Genomic DNA, 15,670 nt, shown 5'->3' with positions numbered 1-15,670 from the left:
GCTACAGGGTGACCAGCCGGTCGTCCTGAAGGGTCGCGAGCAGGTCGATCAGACCGCCTGCCGCGACCCTTTGCGTGTCCGCCGACAGCCCGGCAAGCGCCAAGCCGGTCTGGCACGCGAACAGCTCGACGCCGCTCTCCGCCGCGATGGTGCGCAACTCGGTCAGATCCGGCAGGCCGCCCGGCGCGGGCGCGCTGCCCGCCAGCAATCCGACCGACGCCTCGTGCAGATAGACCCGCGCCCGACCGCCCAGCGCGGCGGCGGCGCAGGCCATGGTCAGTGCGGCGCGCAACCGGTCGGGATCGGCACCGGCGACAACGATCGTCAGCCCGCGCATCGGCAGCCGGGGTCCTTGGGCAGGGTCAGCGTACGGAAGCGGAAAGCCAGCAGGTCGGCGATCAGCAGCTTGCCCGCCGTGTCGTCGCCGAAACCGACGATCGCGCGCATCACTTCCAATGCGGCCATGCTGCCCATGATCCCGGTCAGCGCGCCGAGCACGCCCTGGTCGGCGCAGCTGGCATCGGCGCGGGTGGGATCGTCGCCCACGAAGCAGCGATAGCAGGGCAGCTGCGGTTCCCAGCCGCGGAACACGCCCAGCTGCCCTTCGAACTGTCCGACCGCCGCCGATACCAGGGGCACGCGGGCGGCCAGCGCCGCATCGGCGACGGTCAGGCGGGTGGCGAAATTGTCGCAGCCGTCCAGCACGACCTGCGCCCCCGCCAGCAGGTCGGCGGCGTTGGCGGCATCGATCCGGACGCGGTGCGGCTCGACCGTCACGAACGGGTTGATCCGCGCGATCGCCGTCGCCGCCGCCGCGACCTTCGCCGTGCCGATATCGGTGTCGCCGAACAGCGTCTGGCGTTGCAGGTTGCTGGCATCGACCTGATCGTCATCGATCACGACCAGCGTGCCGATCCCCGCCGCCGCGAGATACTGGAGCGCGGGCGATCCGATGCCGCCGGCACCGATGACCACGACCCGTGCGGCCTTCAGCGCGGCCTGTCCCGCGCCGCCGACCTCGCGAAGCACGAGGTGGCGGGCATAGCGGTCGAGTTCGGCGTCGGAAAAATTCATTCGACCCAATCGAACAGCAGCACCGCGCGATACCAGTTGCCGGGGCTGACGAAGCGCGGGACCAGATTGCCGCGCGCATAGCTGATGACCAGACCGGCGGCATATTGTTCGACGGTCGGACAATCGATCGCGCGCGGGATGGTCGCGCGCACGACATGATCCTCGCCGATCAGCACCGCGACATCGACCTGCAGCTGCGCGCGTCCGCTAACCGGCAGGGGACGGGGGCAACTGGCGCGGCGCAGTTCGGACTGGACGAACGCCGTCATCTGCGCGGTCGGGCGCGGCGTCCGGCGATAGGGGAGCGGCGGCAGCGCCTGCCAGTCGATCGGCGAGCGTGCCAGTGGCACCGGCACCAGTGGCGGTGCGACCGGCACGGGCGGGACCAGCGGCGTACCCTGCGCCAGCTGCGCGGTCAGACCGAGCAGGGCGAACGGGATCATCGTCCGGTCGACCCGAATCCGCCGGCGCCGCGCGCGGTATCGTCGAGCGTGTCAACCACGTGCCAGTTCGCGCGGGTGACCGCCGCCGGCACCATCTGCGCAATGCGTTCGCCGCGCACCACGCGAAACGGCTCGTGGCCCAGATTGGCGAGGATCACCTTCACCTCGCCGCGATAATCGCTGTCGATCGTGCCGGGGGTGTTGAGGCACGTGATACCGTGCTTCAGCGCAAGTCCGGAGCGCGGGCGGACCTGCACCTCATACCCCTCCGGAATCGCGATGGCGAAGCCGGTGGCGACGGCATGGCGCGCGCCGGGGACAAGGTCGACATCCTCGGCCGCGACGACATCCATCCCCGCCGCACCGGCGGTGGCATAGGCCGGCAGCGGCAGGTCGACACCATGGGGCAGGCGGAGGATCTGGAGCGCAATCATGGGGTCACCACAGCGTTTCGGGGCGGTACCGGCGCCGGATCGGCCGACATGCGGCGCACCGCGTCGATCAGGTCGGCATCGTCCAGCAGGTCATGTCCGCGTCCGGGCAGCACGCGATAATCGGTAGCGATGCCGCGCAGCGCCAGCGCCTCGGCATAGGGGCGCGAGAAGCGTTGCGGCGTCTCGCCATCGTCGGCTCCCACGAGCAGCGCGACACGGGTGACCGGCGCCACCCCGCCGACCGTCATCAGCGGATCGAAACTGGTGACCGGCGCGGCGAAGCCGGCATGCCCCTGCTTCGCGCGGAACTTGCGCCACTCGGGCAGCATGCACGGGCATCCCGCCAGCACGACGCCATCGACCAGACCGGGCCGCAGGCCGGCGAGCGCCGCCGCCATCGCCGCTCCGCCCGACTGGCCGATCAGGATGCTGCGCGCCTGCGGATAGCGGGCGCGCCAGCCCTTGATCGTGTCGGCCACCACCGCGATCCGGTCGGCGGTATAGGCATCGCCTCCGGTCCCGCCGCGCGATCCGGGCGAATGGTTGCCGGCAGCGTCGTGATAGCCCGGTCGCAGCAGCGCGACGACATGAGCGGACGGGATGGCATCGGCCAGATGCTGCGCCGATCCCGCGAACGATGCCGGCACCTCGCCCTCGCCATCGCCGTGCAGCACGATGACGAGGGTACGGACGTCCCGCGCCGCACCGGGGCCGAACTCCTGGCCGGCCAGCGCCACGGCCGACGGAGCCGTCGCATGGGGGGCGCATCCGGCCACGGCGGCGGCGAGGAACAGCAGGGGGCTATGCCAGCGCATCGGCAATCCGGTCGGCCAGTCGGCCGGCGATGTCGTGCTTGGGCGCATCGGCCCAATGTTCGACCCCGTCGGCCGTAACGATATGGACGGTATTGCGGTCGCCGCCCATCACATCGCGCGACACATCGTTGGCCACGATCCAGTCGGCATTCTTTACCGTTCGCTTGGCCGCGGCATGGACCAGCACGTCGTCGGTTTCGGCTGCAAAGCCGATCAGCAGGCGCGGGCGGCGGGGGGAACTGCCGAGCATCGCGAGGATATCGGGATTGGGCAGCAGCGTCAGCACCGGCGGGCCATCGCCCTTCTTCAGCTTGGAGGGGGCGGCCTCCACCTGCCAGTCGGCGACCGCCGCGACCATCACCGCCGCATCGGCGGGCAGCGCCTGCGCCACGGCGTTGGCCATGTCGCGCGCCGATTCGACATCGACCCGATCGACGCCCGGCGGGGTCGGCAGCGTCACCGGCCCGGCGATCAGCGTCACCCGCCCCCCGCGCGCGGCACAGGCGGCGGCGATGGCGAACCCCTGTTTCCCCGACGACCGGTTGGCGAGATAGCGCACCGGATCGATCGCCTCATGCGTCGGCCCGGCGGTGACCAGCACATGCCGCCCGGCCAGCGTCTTCGGCGCGGTCGGCGCGGCCATGCGTTCGATCGCCGCGACGATCGCGATGGGTTCGGGCAGGCGGCCGGGGCCGAACTCGCCGCACGCCATCGCGCCCTCGTCGGGGTCGAGTACGGTGATACCGTCGCCGCGCAGCGTCGCCACGTTGCGGATGGTCGCGGGATGTTGCCACATCCGCACATTCATTGCGGGCACCGCCAGCACCGGCTTGTCGGTGGCGAGCAGCAGGGTGGTGGCCAAGTCGTCAGCGACGCCCGCCGCCATCCGCGCCAGCAGGTCGGCGGTGGCGGGTGCGACCACGACCAGATCGGCCTGGCGGCTGAGCTGGATATGGCCCATCTCCGCCTCGTCCTTCAGGTCCCACAGGCTGGTATGGACCGGCTGTTCGCTGAGCGCCGCCAGCGTCATCGGCGTCACGAACTGCGCGCCGCCATCGGTCAGCACACAGCGCACGCTGTGCCCGGCCCCGCGGAGCAGGCGGATCAGCTCGCACGCCTTGTATGCGGCGATGCCCCCACCGACGATCAGCAATATGCGTGTCATCGCGTGATCCTCTGCACCCGAACGCGCCGCCTGTCGAGCAAGGTGCGCGTCAGATCGCGCAGGGCGTCGGGCAAAAAGGCCATGCCGACCAGATAGGCAGGCGCAACGATCAGCACCCAATGAAAGCTGTCGGTGCGTGCGAACAGTGCGACCAGCAGCGCGAACGCGCCGAAGACGGCGGCGGTACGCACGCCCAGCGCCCCCGGTGCCGCCGCCCAGCCGACCAGCGCGACCATCGCCATCGGCGCGCCCAACCACCAGGGCAGCAGGGTGAGCGCGGTCGATCGCGCCATGCCCGATGCGAACAGCGCCGGGCCGTGCCAGCCGCCCCAGCCGCCGGCGCCCGCGTACAGCGGCCCGGCGACCATCGCGATCGCGCGCGCGTGCAGTGACAGGATGGCGACGAACAGCAACAGGATCGCGCCCCATGCCAGCGCCTCGCGCCGTTGCCGCTCGATCAGCGCCGCGACGAGCATGACGATGGCATAGAGCGCGGCGGTCTCGCGGATCAGCATGGCGCACAGCGCCAGCGCCACCGCCTCGATCCAACGGCCCTCCCGCCGGATGGCCAGCGACCATGCGACCAGCAGCCCGCCCCACAATTCGTGAAACTGCACCAGCGACGGCTGGACGAAGGCGACCATGCCGCCTGCCAGCAGGAACAGTGCGGTGATGCGCGGCGGCCCGCGACCGAACCAGTCGCCGATCCGCCGGGTCCAGGCAAAGCCGGTAGCGGCGGCGAGCAGTACCAGCAGCACGACCGACACGCTGTCGGGCAACGCCGCCTGCACCACGCTCAGCGTCGGCAGGCGGACGGCGGTGAACGGACGCAGCGGATAGCCCGCCGCGCGAAATTCGGTCGCGACCACGCCGTAATAATCGTCGCCGCGCCGGACCCCATCGACCACCGCGCCATAGAGGCCCAGATCACCCTGTCCGCGCGCGCCCACATCCTCGACCGGGCGCATCCATGCGGTCAGCAGCAGCGCGACCCCGAGGAGCAGCAGGACGAGCGCCGATATCGGCCGCAATCCCGCGAACCGGCTGGGCGACGACAGCCACAGCGGCGGCCGCGGCCGGATCATCCCAGCAGCTGCACCAGCGCCGCGCCCGCCGCCCCGCTGGCCAGTGCGACCAGCCCGTAACGCCAGCCGCCGCCGACCTTGACCACCGCGATATCGGGCAGCGGCGGGGAGGGCGGGGCACCACCGGGCGCGGGATAGCGCGCCTCGATATTGCGCAGCAGGTCGGGCAGGCGGGCAAAGGTGCGCAGGTCGGTGATAATCCGGTCGGCGACCATCGCTTCCGGCCCCAGCTCGTCGCGAATCCAGCCGCGCACGAACGGCGCCGCCGTTTCCCACAGGTTGATGTCTGGATCGAGCGCGGTGGCGACCCCCTCCACCATCACCATCGTCTTTTGCAGCAGCAGCAGATGCGGCTGGGTCTGCATGTCGAAATCGCGGGTGATGTTGAACAGCGAATCGAGCATCATGCCGACCGACATGTCCTTGACCGCCAGCCCGCGCATCGGCTCGCCCACCGCACGCAGCGCCGTCGCGAACTCGGCGACATTATGGTGCGCGGGCACATAGCCCGCCTCGAAGTGAATCTCGGCGACGCGTTTGTAATCGCCGGTGATGAGACCGTAGAGGATTTCCGCCAGCCACACCCGCGCGCGCCGGTCGATCCGGCCCATGATCCCGAAATCGATCGCGGCGATGCGCCCGTCGGGCAGCGCGAACAGATTGCCCTGGTGCATGTCGGCATGGAAGAAGCCGTCGGCGATCGCCTGCCGCAGGAACGCGCGGACGAGCCGCGTCGCCATGGCATTCAGGTCGTGCCCGGCGGCGACCAACGCGGGGCGGTTCGACAGCTTGATGCCGTCGATCCACTGCGTCGTCAGCACCTTTGACGTGGTGCGCTGCCAGTCGATATCGGGGACGGTGAAGTCCGGCTCGGCCTCCATGCTGTCGGACAGTTCCGACGCGGAGGCAGCTTCGCGGCGCAGGTCGAGTTCGCGCGCGGTCCAGCGCTTCATCGTTTCGATGACGAGGCGCGGGCGCAGGCGCTTCAGCTCGCCGCCCATCGTCTCCAGCCGGGCGGCGGCCCATTCATAGGTGTCGATCGCGTCGAAGAACTGCGCCTCGACCCCCGGGCGCAACACCTTCACCGCGACCTGCCGGCCATCGGTGGTGATCGCGCGGTGGACCTGCGCGATCGAGGCGGCGCCGACCGGCGTTTCCTCGATCGAGGCGAACAGCGCGGAGATCGGCTGGCCGAGACCCGATTCGATCGCCGGACGCACCACGTCCCATGGCAGCGGCGGCAGCGCGTCCTGCAGGCTCAGCAGGTCCTGCGCGACGGCTTCGCCGACCAGATCGGGGCGGGTGGCGAGCGTCTGCCCCAGCTTGATCGCGGCGGGGCCGAGCGCGGCGAACGCCTCGGCATAGCGCGGCGTTTTCGGCACGCGCGCGCCCAGTCGGGCGAGCCGCACCACGCGGCGCAGGCGCGCGGGCGTGCGCGGGTTGCGCTCGATATCGATCAGCGCGCCGTGCCGCGCCAGCGTGCGCCCCCATTTCAGGATGCGCCAGCCATGGGTGAGGGTGGACGTCATGCGGCCTTTTGCCCTGGACCCCCGCCTGCGCGGGGGTTCGATGCCTTCGGCATCAAATCTTCCACCCGCTATGGATCGCGACCAGCCCGCCCATGATCGGTTCGACCCGGGTGCGGATGAAGCCTGCATCGCCGATCATGCGTTCGAAGGTCGGCATGTCGGGGAAGCGCCGGATCGATTCGATCAGGTAGCGATAGCTGTCCTCGTCATTCGCCAGCAGCTTGCCGAGCTTGGGCACCAGCTTGTGCGAATACTGGTCATAGACATCGGCGAAGCCCGGCCACGTCACGGTCGAGAATTCGAGGCAGAAGAACCGCCCGCCGCGCTTCAGCACGCGGTGCGCCTCGCGCAGCGCCTTCGGGATATCGGTCACGTTCCGGATGCCGAACGCGATCGTGTACGCATCGAAGCTGCGATCGGCGAAATCCAGCGTCTCGGCATTCTGTTCGGACCAGAGCAGGCCGCCGATCTTGCGCTTTTCCGCGCGTTCCATGCCGACGCCCAGCATCGCCGGGTTGATGTCGGCGACGGTGATGTTCGCGCCGTGCTTGGCCATGCGGAACGCGATGTCACCGGTGCCGCCCGCCATGTCGAGGATCGATTCGCCCTTGCCCGGCTTTACCCGCGCGACGAACCGGTCCTTCCACAACCGGTGCATGCCCCCCGACATGGCGTCGTTCATCAGGTCGTAGCGCGCCGCCACGCTCGCAAACACATCGCCGACGCGCCGCGTCTTTTCATCGGGGGCTACGTCTTCGTAACCGAAGGATACCGTGTCGTTCATGCGTCTGCCCTAGCCGCGCCTTGTGGCGGGGGCAAACCGAACCTAGCTTTCTTTACAGTCAGGGACGTACCGGTCCCCATCGATTGGACCCCATGCCCGAGCTGCCCGAAGTCGAAACCACCGTCCGTGGCCTCGCTCCCGTCCTGCGGGGCCAGCGGCTGACCCGCGTGATTGCCAATCGTCCCGACCTGCGCCGCGCGATGCCGGTCGATCTGGGCCAGCGGCTGACCGGGGCGACGGTCACCGGCCTGTCGCGCCGCGCCAAATACGGGCTGATCGACACCGATCGCGGCGACAGCTTCATCTTTCACCTCGGCATGTCGGGGCGCTGGCGGGTCGACCCCGCCGAACCTTTGGCCCACGACCACCTCGTGCTGGAAACGGCGGCGGGGCGGCAGGTGGTGCTGAACGATCCGCGCCGTTTCGGATCGGTCGACCTGCTACCGACCGCGGAGGTCGCCGCATGGCCGCCGTTCGTGGCGCTGGGGCCGGAGCCGCTCGGTCCCGATTTCACGGCCGAGCATCTCGAGCGCCGCTTTGCCGGACGCATCGCGCCGGTGAAGCTGCTGCTGCTCGACCAGCGGATCGTCGCTGGCTTGGGCAATATCTATGTCTGCGAGGCGCTGAACGTCGCGCGAATCGCCCCGACCCGCCCGGCCGGGCAGATCGCGCCAGAACGACTCGCCGCACTGGTCGATGCGACTCGCGCGGTGCTGCTGTCGGCGATCGAGGCGGGCGGATCGACCCTGCGCGACTATGCCCGGCCGGACGGTGAACTCGGCTATTTTTCCAAGCAATTCCGGGTATATGGCCGCGAGGGCGAGGTGTGCCCCTGTGGTGGTATCGTCGAGCGCCGGGTGGATGGCGGACGCTCCACCTTCTGGTGCCGAACCTGCCAGCGATAGTTGACCGGAGCGCGATGACCGTTTAAGGGGCGCACCTTCTCCGGTCGGGATCTGCTCGATCGGCACCAATCATTTGCGAGAGTCGAGGACGGCATGGCGAATACGCCACAGGCGAAGAAGCGTATCCGGCGCAATGCGCGTCGTGCGGAAATCAATGGTGCGCGCGTTGGCCGCATCCGTACCTTCGTAAAGAAGGTCGAAGCAGCGATCGTCGCCGGCGACCGCGAAGCGGCCACCACCGCGCTGTCGAACGTGCAGCCGGAACTGGCCCGTGGCGTCGCCAAGGGCGTGCTGCACAAGAACACCGCGAGCCGCAAGTTCGCACGCCTGACCAAGGCAGTCGGCGCGATCGCCTGATCCGCTGACGCCATTGGCGGCAAGCATGACACCCCGTCGGCGACCCTGCCGGCGGGGTTTTCTGCGTGTGTCCGCTGCCGTTCGGGGCGGGTGCCGGCGGGGTCGGAGGGCCCGGAAATTTGGTTCCGCCTGCGTGCATCGAATCATGCTGTCGGGAAATGGCGGAAATCCGTGGATTCCCGCGATTCAGCTCGGCCGATTCACGTTAAGATATTGATTAAAAACACGAAAAAAGAAAATCGACGCATTTCTGCGGCTGGGGGCGTGTCAACCGTCTTTATTTCGGTTTGATGACTTGATCGAAGCGCGTTCCGGTTCCTAAACAGCACTCCCCGACGCCCTTGTGGCGATCCGGGGCCCGCGCGAATCTTTGCGTGCGACCGATGCTTCGGCGCGGTCGAGGGGGGATTTTTAGACGACGGACCAAGGGCGGTCGGGAAGCATGCTTCCCGGCGCGGGAGAGTTTTTGCCAGTGACGATACCGGTGGATCATGAACAGGTGGAGGTTGCGGCGGCATGGGCCCGCGTGCGCCAGAACCTGCGCGTGTCCGCCGGACAGCGCCTGTTCGACCGCTGGCTGAAGCCGATGGAGCTGGTCGCGCCCGATGGCGACGGCGTGGTGCGCCTGACGCTGCCATCGGCGTTCATGACCGATTGGGTCCGCAACCATTATGCCGAGCGGCTGGCGCATGAATTCCGCGCCCATCTGCCCCAGGTCCGGGACGTCGTCGTCGAAACCGCCACTGCCTTGCCCACGCGAATCGTTCCTCCCGCGCCGTTGTTCGACTCGGCCCCGGCCGATGCACCGCTGCCGCTGATTGCGGCCGCTGCGCCCGCGCCGCTGCCCGCCGTGTCGCAGCGCGCGCCGGCCGAGCGCCCTGCGTTCGACCCGCGCTATCGCTTCGACCGGTTCGTGGTCGCCCCGTCGAATCGTGTTGCGTTCAACGCGGCCAAGGCGCTGGCCGAACCGGGTGTGCCGCGCTTCAGCCCGCTGTTCCTCCACAGCGCCACGGGGCTGGGCAAGACGCACCTGATGCACGCCATCGGCCATGCGTTCCTCGAGGCCGATCCGGCGGCGACCGCAGTCTATCTGCCGGCCGAGCGGTTCATGTTCGAATTCGTCGCGGCGATGCGCGCCCGCGACACCCACAGCTTCAAGGCGAAGCTGCGTGGCGTCGACCTGCTGATGATCGACGACCTGCAGTTCGTCGCCGGCAAGGACGCGACGCAGGAGGAATGCCTCCACACGATCAACGCGTTCATGGACGCGGGCAAGCGGGTGGTGATCGCCTGCGATCGTTCGCCGGCGCTGCTCGACGGGATCGATCCGCGGCTGCTGTCGCGGCTGGGCGGTGGCCTGGTCGCCGATATCAAGACGCCCGAGACGGAGCTGCGCCACGAAATCCTTGCCGCCAAGTTGGCCGAGGTTCCCGGCACGCCGGTGCCCGAGGACGTGATCGACCTGCTCGCCGGGCGGATTCGCGGCAGCGTGCGTGAGCTGGAAGGGGCGCTCAACCGCCTCGTCGCCTATGCCTCGCTCACCGGTGAGACGATCGACATGGCGTTCGCGCACGCGACGCTGGGTGAGATGCTGGCGGGGCCGGCGAAGCGCGTCACGATCGACGATATCCAGCGCGCGGTATCGGCGCATTTCGAGGTGAAGCAGCTCGACCTGATCTCGGCACGCCGGGCACAGGTGATCGCGCGGCCGCGGCAGGTGGCGATGTACCTTGCCAAGCGGCTGACGACCCGCTCGCTGCCCGAAATCGGCCGCAAGTTCGGCAATCGCGACCATTCGACCGTGATCCACGCCGTGCGCCGGATCGAGGAATTGCGCGGGGTCGATCGCGAGATCGACAGCGCGGTGCGCACGTTGATGCGCTCGCTCGAAGGCTGAGCGTACTTCCTACTTACACTATCCCGTTGGCTTCGAGCGCAGGTTCGAGCCTGTCGAGAACCGTAGTCGAGAAGGGGTTGCCCCAAAGGGGGCGTTCTCGACGGACGCTTCTCGACAAGCTCGCAGCTGCTCGAACCGAACGGATTGGGCGGGGGGGGGGTAGGATCTCCCTCACCCCGCCGATATCCGTCTTACGTGATGACGTCCGGTTCGTTGCGTCCGGTATGCGACTTTATCGACGCCAGCGTTTCCGCCGCTGCCACCAGCGGTGCCAGCGCGTCGCCGGTCTGCTGTGCCAGGTCGCCGTCGACCGGCGCATAGCGCTCGATATAGACGCGCAGCGTCGCGCCCTGCGTACCGGTGCCCGACAGGCGGAACACGATGCGCGATCCGTCGGCGAACAGGATGCGGATGCCCTGCTTGCGGCTGACCGATCCGTCGGTGCTGTCGTGATAGGCGAAGTCGTCGGCCTCGGCGATCGTCAGGTCGCCGATCGTCGTGCCGGGCAGCGTCGCCAGCCGATCGCGTAGCGACGCCACCAGGGCATCGGCCCCGGCTTGCTCCACGCCCTCATAATCGTGCCGCGCATAATAGTTGCGGCCATAGCGTGCCCAATGGTCGGCCATGATCTCCGCTACTGGCTGACGCCGCACGGCAAGGATGTTGAGCCACAGCAGCACCGCCCACAGGCCGTCCTTTTCGCGGACATGGTTCGATCCGGTGCCCGCGCTTTCCTCGCCACAGATGGTGACGAGGCCGGCGTCGAGCAGGTTGCCGAAGAACTTCCAGCCGGTCGGCGTCTCGTACAGCGGCACGTTCAGCGCCTGCGCCACGCGGTCGGCGGCGGCGGAGGTCGGCATCGAGCGGGCGATGCCGGCGATACCGTCCTTGTAGGCCGGGGCGAGGTGGGCGTTGGCCGCCAGCACGGCGAGCGAGTCCGAGGGCGTCACGAAGATGCCGCGGCCGATGATGAGGTTGCGGTCGCCGTCACCGTCCGACGCTGCACCAAAATCGGGGGCGTCGTCGCCCATCATCCGCTCGTACAATTCGTGGGCGTGGACGAGGTTGGGATCGGGGTGATGGCCGCCGAAATCGGGCAGGGGGGTGCCGTTGACGACGGTACCCGGCGCGGCGCCGAGGCGGCGTTCGAGGATTTCGGTCGCGTACGGCCCGGTCACCGCGCTCATCGCGTCGAACGACAAGCGGAAGCCGCCGGCGATCAGGTCGCGGATCGCGGCGAAGTCGAACAGCCCCTCCATGCATTCGGCATAGGCGGCGACGGGATCGACCACTTCGACGGTCATGCCGTCGACCTGAGTTTCGCCTAGCGTGTCGAGGTCGATGCCGGTCGCGTCGCTGATGACGTAGCGGTCGATTTCCAGCGTGCGGGCGTAGAGCGCGTCGGTGAAGCTCTCCGGCGCCGGACCGCCGTTCGACACATTATACTTGATCCCGAAATCCTCGTCCGGGCCGCCGGGATTGTGGCTGGCCGACAGGACGAGGCCGCCAATCGCACTGCGCGTACGGATGACGTTCGAGGCAGCGGGGGTCGACAGGATGCCGCCCTGTCCGACGATGGCGCGGGCGAAGCCGTTGGCGGCGGCCATGCGGATCGCGGTCTGGATGACCTCGCGGTTCAGGTAACGGCCGTCGCCGCCGATCACCAGCGTCGCGCCGTCCTTGCCCTCGACCACGTCGAACACCGACTGGATGAAATTTTCGGCATAATGCGTCTGTTGGAACACCCGCACCTTCTTGCGCAGGCCCGAGGTGCCGGGCTTCTGGTCGGTAAAGGGCGTGGTGTCGACGGTGGTGCTGGTCACGAACGGCGTCCCCTGTTGGGTGAGCAATGCTGCACGCATAATGTGCAGGGTCGTATACGGCCAGCAGCAACTGACCGTATTACCGTTCATCCATAAAACAAAAATTCAGACTTGAAGCCCCAACGCGTCCTGTGCGGCGCGCAGGGTTGGGCGGGCCAGTGCCTCGGCCTTCGCCGCGCCCTTGGCCAGCGTCGCACCGACCGCCGCCCGGTCATCCAGCAGTGCCACCAGCCGGTCGCGGATCGGCCCGAGCTTCGCCACCGCCAGATCGGCCAGCGCCGGCTTGAACGCGCCGAACCCCTGCCCGCCGAACTGCGATAGCACGTCCTGCGACGTCCCGCCCGACAGCGCGGCATAGATCGTGACGAGGTTACGCGCCTCGGGCCGCTCGGCAAGGCCAGCGACCTCGGACGGAAGCGGCTCGGGGTCGGTCTTCGCCTTGCGGAACTTGGTCGCGATCAGCTCGTCTGCATCGATCAGGTTGATGCGGCTCATATCCGACGGGTCGGACTTAGACATTTTCGCGGTACCGTCGCGCAAGCTCATGATGCGCGGCGTATCCTCGGGGATCATCGGTTCGGGCAGCGGGAACAGCTCGACCCCGAAGTCGAGGTTGAACTTGGTGGCGATATCGCGCGCCAGCTCGAGATGCTGTTTCTGGTCCTCGCCGACCGGCACATGCGTCGCCTTGTACGCCAGGATATCGGCGGCCTGCAGCACCGGATAGGTGAACAGCCCGACGCTGGCGCCTTCACGGTTCTTGCCGGCCTTGTCCTTCCACTGGGTCATGCGGTTCAGCCAGCCGACCCGCGCCGTGCCGCCCAATATCCACGCCAGCTCGCTATGCGCGGGCACACGCGCCTGGTTGAACAGGATCGAGCGATCGGGATCGATGCCGGCGGCCAGCAGGGTCGCCGCCATCTCGATCGTGTTCGACGCCAGCTCCTTCGGGTCCTGCGTCACGGTCAGCGCGTGGAGGTCGGCGAGGAAGAACAGGCACACATCGTCCGCGCCCATCCGGTCCTGCAACCGCACCCAGTTGCGGATCGCGCCCAGATAATTGCCGAGATGGAGATTGCCGGTGGTCTGGATGCCGGAGACGACACGCATTGCAGGGTTCCTAAAGGTTACGCGGCACGCCGCCGGAGCAGCGCGCGAAGATCGGCCAGCCGGAATGCTCCGGTGGCAAGGCAGGCGAGGCCGTAGACGATGGCGCCCGCGCCGACGAGGGCGACCATGCCGAGGATGCGGGTAACGACCGCCCCCGTCGTCCACGGTGCGACCAGACCATCGGCAAAGAACAGCGCCGCGCCCATCAGCAGCGCGGCAACGGCGAAGCGCGGCAGGCGGTGGGTCAGCTGCCGGTCGAGCGCGAAATGCCCGCGCCGCTTGAGCGTGACATACAGCATCGCGACATTCACCCATGCCGCGACGGCGGTCGCCAGCGGCGGGCCGATATGGGCGACGGTCGGGATAAGCGCGAGGTTGAGGACGATGTTGACCCCGATCGACCACAAGGCGAACCGCACCGGCGTCCGCGTATCCTGTCGCGCATAGAAGCCGGGCGTCAGTACCTTGATAAGGACATAGGCCGGCAGCCCGAGCGAGAAGGCGGCGAGCGACTGGGCGCAGCGGATCGTGTCGTCCGCGCCGAACGCGCCATGCTGGAACAGCGCGCGGATGATCGGTTCGGCGACGGTCAGGAACGCGATGGTCGCCGGCAGCGTCAGCAGTAGCGCCAGTTCGATGCCCCGATTTTGCGTATCCATGGCGCCGGCATCGTCCTTGCGGCTGAGCTGGCGCGAGATGGTGGGGAGCAGGATGGTGCCCAGCCCGATGCCGATCAGTCCCAGCGGCAGCTGGTTCAGGCGGTCGGCATAATAGATGTACGAGATCGATCCGGCATCGAGCAGCTTGCCCGACAGCGCGGTCGAAATGACCAGATTGAACTGCATCGCCCCCGCCCCGGCGGCGGCGGGAACGATCAGCTTCAGCATCGCGCGCACATCATCGGTCATGCGCGGGCGGCGAGGCTTCAGCGATACCCCGGCGCGGCGGCAGGCCAGCATCAGCCAGCCCAATTGCAGCGCGCCGCCCACCGTCACCGCCCATGCCTGCACGCGGGCGGTCGCATAGGGGTCGGGTCCGTGGAAGAACAGCAGGCCGGCGACCATCGCGATGTTCAGCAGGATGGGGGCGGCGGCATTCACCCAGAACTTGTCGAGCGAATTGAGGATCGCGCCGAGGAGCGACACGATCGAGATCAGCAGCAGATACGGGATGGTGATCCGCGACAGCGTGACCGCATAGGCGAACTGATCGGGCGTCGGATCGTTGAACCCGCCCGACAAAGCCCAAGTCAGCGGCCATGCGGCGATCAGCATCACGACGGTCGCCGCGACCAGCACCGGCAGCAGCACCGACAGCACGTCGCGGGCAAAGGCGATGGCGACGCCAAGCCCCTCGCCCTCGGCTGCCGCATCGCCCTCCGCCACCTTCTTGTTGAACAGCGGCACGAAGGCGGCGTTGAACGCCCCTTCGGCGAACAGCGCGCGGAACATGTTGGGCAGGCGGAACGCGACCAAGAACGCGTCGGACGCGAACCCGGCGCCGACGAACGTCGCCTGCAGCGAGTCGCGTCCCAGCGCCAGCACCCGGCTGGCGAGCGTCAGCCCGCCAACCGATCCCAGCGATTTCGCCAGCTTCATGGGATTAGCCCGCGCCTGCCCGGTCTGGTTCAGGCGTGGCCGGCGACTTCGCCGATCCCGGCCTGCTGTTCGGCCTGGGTGATGTAGAGCTGCGCGAAGTCGATCGGCTCCAGCATCAGCGGCGGGAAGCCGCCATCGCGCACCGCATCGGCCAGCACCCGGCGGGCGAAGGGGAACAGGATGCGCGGCGCTTCGCCCAGCAGGAACGGCTGGAGATGCTCGGCCGGAATATTGCGCAGGCCGAACAGCCCGGCAAACGACAGGTCGACCAGATACATCACCTGGTCCTCGATCTCGGCGCGCGCCTCAATCTTCAGCACGACTTCGTGCACGTCGTCGCCGACCTGGTTGGCGCCGATGTTGAACTGCACGTCCAGCTTCGGGCTGCCCGGCACCTGGTACACGCCCGGCGCGTTCGGATTCTCGAACGACAGGTCCTTGACGTACTGGGTGATGACGTTGACCGACGGCTGGCTGTCGTCCCCATTGGCAAAGGCGTCGATGCCGGTGGCGTCGTTCTGATCTTCCATGGTAGTTCCTGTCCGCTACGGCGGAAAGCTTTGGCGCTTGCCGCGTTAAGATGGCGCGGACTAGCAGCGGCAGGACCGCGATTCAACGGGTCGACCCACCCGGCGAAACAGATGGCCGCCG

General features: G+C 68.3%; 16 protein-coding genes. 3 read left to right on the top strand and 13 right to left on the bottom strand.

The genetic code is table 11. The features are described from left to right. Position 1: 1 nt before the first annotated feature. Genes ASE67_RS13200 through ASE67_RS13160 form a run of 9 tightly spaced genes read right to left on the bottom strand, consistent with a single transcriptional unit; the run spans position 2 to position 7,329 of the window. Positions 2-337 (bottom strand): DsrE family protein, encoded by a 336-nt coding sequence (locus tag ASE67_RS13200; protein WP_055762164.1) that lies wholly within the window; start codon positions 335-337, stop codon positions 2-4. After that, entirely contained in the window at positions 325-1,074 is a 750-nt protein-coding gene (locus ASE67_RS13195; RefSeq protein WP_055762163.1) for a HesA/MoeB/ThiF family protein, read from the bottom strand. The genes ASE67_RS13200 and ASE67_RS13195 overlap by 13 nt, the downstream gene beginning before the upstream one ends. Continuing rightward, positions 1,071-1,517 carry a hypothetical protein gene (locus tag ASE67_RS13190; RefSeq protein ID WP_235511905.1) on the bottom strand — a complete coding sequence of 149 codons (447 nt, stop codon included), beginning with the start codon at positions 1,515-1,517 and terminating at the stop codon, positions 1,071-1,073. The genes ASE67_RS13195 and ASE67_RS13190 overlap by 4 nt, the downstream gene beginning before the upstream one ends. Continuing rightward, complete coding sequence (gene dut, locus ASE67_RS13185; protein WP_055762160.1) at positions 1,514-1,951, bottom strand: dUTP diphosphatase; 438 nt, start codon at positions 1,949-1,951, stop codon at positions 1,514-1,516. The genes ASE67_RS13190 and dut overlap by 4 nt, the downstream gene beginning before the upstream one ends. Then, entirely contained in the window at positions 1,948-2,766 is an 819-nt protein-coding gene (locus ASE67_RS13180; RefSeq protein WP_235511904.1) for an alpha/beta fold hydrolase, read from the bottom strand. The genes dut and ASE67_RS13180 overlap by 4 nt, the downstream gene beginning before the upstream one ends. Then, on the bottom strand, positions 2,753-3,931 hold the full coding sequence (gene coaBC, locus ASE67_RS13175; RefSeq protein ID WP_055762154.1) for a bifunctional phosphopantothenoylcysteine decarboxylase/phosphopantothenate--cysteine ligase CoaBC: 1,179 nt from the start codon (positions 3,929-3,931) through the stop codon (positions 2,753-2,755). The genes ASE67_RS13180 and coaBC overlap by 14 nt, the downstream gene beginning before the upstream one ends. Beyond that, on the bottom strand, positions 3,928-5,016 hold the full coding sequence (locus ASE67_RS13170; protein WP_055762151.1) for a hypothetical protein: 1,089 nt from the start codon (positions 5,014-5,016) through the stop codon (positions 3,928-3,930). The genes coaBC and ASE67_RS13170 overlap by 4 nt, the downstream gene beginning before the upstream one ends. Next, the gene (ubiB, locus tag ASE67_RS13165; RefSeq protein ID WP_055762148.1) at positions 5,013-6,545 is read right to left on the bottom strand and encodes a 2-polyprenylphenol 6-hydroxylase; all 1,533 of its coding nucleotides are present in this window, start codon (positions 6,543-6,545) and stop codon (positions 5,013-5,015) included. Before ubiB ends, ASE67_RS13170 begins: the two co-directional genes overlap by 4 nt. Before the next feature lie 52 nt (positions 6,546-6,597). Further along, the gene (locus tag ASE67_RS13160) at positions 6,598-7,329 is read right to left on the bottom strand and encodes a class I SAM-dependent methyltransferase (RefSeq protein ID WP_055762146.1); all 732 of its coding nucleotides are present in this window, start codon (positions 7,327-7,329) and stop codon (positions 6,598-6,600) included. Between the two features lie 92 nt (positions 7,330-7,421). Here ASE67_RS13160 and mutM point away from each other — a divergent pair, with 92 nt between their 5' ends. The 3 genes from mutM to dnaA all read left to right on the top strand — a co-directional run bounded on the left by mutM (position 7,422) and on the right by dnaA (position 10,488). Then, positions 7,422-8,234 carry a bifunctional DNA-formamidopyrimidine glycosylase/DNA-(apurinic or apyrimidinic site) lyase gene (gene mutM / locus ASE67_RS13155; protein ID WP_055762143.1) on the top strand — a complete coding sequence of 271 codons (813 nt, stop codon included), beginning with the start codon at positions 7,422-7,424 and terminating at the stop codon, positions 8,232-8,234. Positions 8,235-8,327: 93 nt separating this feature from the next. Beyond that, positions 8,328-8,591: a 30S ribosomal protein S20 gene (rpsT, locus tag ASE67_RS13150; protein ID WP_055762140.1), complete on the top strand. Its 264-nt coding sequence runs from the start codon at positions 8,328-8,330 to the stop codon at positions 8,589-8,591. Positions 8,592-9,033: 442 nt separating this feature from the next. After that, a complete protein-coding gene (dnaA, locus tag ASE67_RS13145; protein ID WP_055762137.1) occupies positions 9,034-10,488 on the top strand; it encodes a chromosomal replication initiator protein DnaA in 1,455 nt (484 codons plus the stop codon). Between the two features lie 191 nt (positions 10,489-10,679). Here the strand turns inward: dnaA and ASE67_RS13140 are convergent, their stop codons facing one another. The 4 genes from ASE67_RS13140 to secB form a co-directional block, all read right to left on the bottom strand. Beyond that, the gene (locus ASE67_RS13140; protein ID WP_055762134.1) at positions 10,680-12,350 is read right to left on the bottom strand and encodes an alpha-D-glucose phosphate-specific phosphoglucomutase; all 1,671 of its coding nucleotides are present in this window, start codon (positions 12,348-12,350) and stop codon (positions 10,680-10,682) included. A gap of 66 nt (positions 12,351-12,416) precedes the next feature. Beyond that, positions 12,417-13,421, bottom strand: a complete 1,005-nt coding sequence (trpS, locus tag ASE67_RS13135; protein ID WP_055762131.1) for a tryptophan--tRNA ligase — start codon at positions 13,419-13,421, stop codon at positions 12,417-12,419. A 17-nt stretch (positions 13,422-13,438) separates the two neighbouring features. Then, positions 13,439-15,019: a murein biosynthesis integral membrane protein MurJ gene (gene murJ / locus ASE67_RS13130; RefSeq protein WP_055762128.1), complete on the bottom strand. Its 1,581-nt coding sequence runs from the start codon at positions 15,017-15,019 to the stop codon at positions 13,439-13,441. A gap of 29 nt (positions 15,020-15,048) precedes the next feature. Then, on the bottom strand, positions 15,049-15,549 hold the full coding sequence (gene secB / locus ASE67_RS13125) for a protein-export chaperone SecB (RefSeq protein WP_055762125.1): 501 nt from the start codon (positions 15,547-15,549) through the stop codon (positions 15,049-15,051). Positions 15,550-15,670 lie beyond the last annotated feature (121 nt).

Origin of the sequence: Sphingomonas sp. Leaf23 (assembly GCF_001421585.1) — a bacterium.
GTDB lineage: Bacteria > Pseudomonadota > Alphaproteobacteria > Sphingomonadales > Sphingomonadaceae > Sphingomonas.
Note: the sequence above shows the minus strand (reverse complement) of the source record. Positions and strands in the feature narration are given on the sequence as shown.

Bases quoted from the DNA above. Each gene is read 5' to 3' on its own strand.
- ASE67_RS13195 (WP_055762163.1), bottom strand. From the start codon at position 1,074: ATGAATTTTTCCGACGCCGAACTCGACCGCTATGCCCGCCACCTCGTG.
- mutM (WP_055762143.1), top strand. From the start codon at position 7,422: ATGCCCGAGCTGCCCGAAGTCGAAACCACCGTCCGTGGCCTCGCTCCC.
- ASE67_RS13170 (WP_055762151.1), bottom strand. From the start codon at position 5,016: ATGATCCGGCCGCGGCCGCCGCTGTGGCTGTCGTCGCCCAGCCGGTTC.
- rpsT (WP_055762140.1), top strand. From the start codon at position 8,328: ATGGCGAATACGCCACAGGCGAAGAAGCGTATCCGGCGCAATGCGCGT.
- ASE67_RS13180 (WP_235511904.1), bottom strand. From the start codon at position 2,766: ATGCGCTGGCATAGCCCCCTGCTGTTCCTCGCCGCCGCCGTGGCCGGA.
- dnaA (WP_055762137.1), top strand. From the start codon at position 9,034: ATGCTTCCCGGCGCGGGAGAGTTTTTGCCAGTGACGATACCGGTGGAT.
- trpS (WP_055762131.1), bottom strand. From the start codon at position 13,421: ATGCGTGTCGTCTCCGGCATCCAGACCACCGGCAATCTCCATCTCGGC.
- ASE67_RS13190 (WP_235511905.1), bottom strand. From the start codon at position 1,517: ATGATCCCGTTCGCCCTGCTCGGTCTGACCGCGCAGCTGGCGCAGGGT.
- dut (WP_055762160.1), bottom strand. From the start codon at position 1,951: ATGATTGCGCTCCAGATCCTCCGCCTGCCCCATGGTGTCGACCTGCCG.
- ASE67_RS13200 (WP_055762164.1), bottom strand. From the start codon at position 337: ATGCGCGGGCTGACGATCGTTGTCGCCGGTGCCGATCCCGACCGGTTG.
- murJ (WP_055762128.1), bottom strand. From the start codon at position 15,019: ATGAAGCTGGCGAAATCGCTGGGATCGGTTGGCGGGCTGACGCTCGCC.
- ubiB (WP_055762148.1), bottom strand. From the start codon at position 6,545: ATGACGTCCACCCTCACCCATGGCTGGCGCATCCTGAAATGGGGGCGC.
- secB (WP_055762125.1), bottom strand. From the start codon at position 15,549: ATGGAAGATCAGAACGACGCCACCGGCATCGACGCCTTTGCCAATGGG.
- ASE67_RS13140 (WP_055762134.1), bottom strand. From the start codon at position 12,350: ATGCGTGCAGCATTGCTCACCCAACAGGGGACGCCGTTCGTGACCAGC.
- ASE67_RS13160 (WP_055762146.1), bottom strand. From the start codon at position 7,329: ATGAACGACACGGTATCCTTCGGTTACGAAGACGTAGCCCCCGATGAA.
- coaBC (WP_055762154.1), bottom strand. From the start codon at position 3,931: ATGACACGCATATTGCTGATCGTCGGTGGGGGCATCGCCGCATACAAG.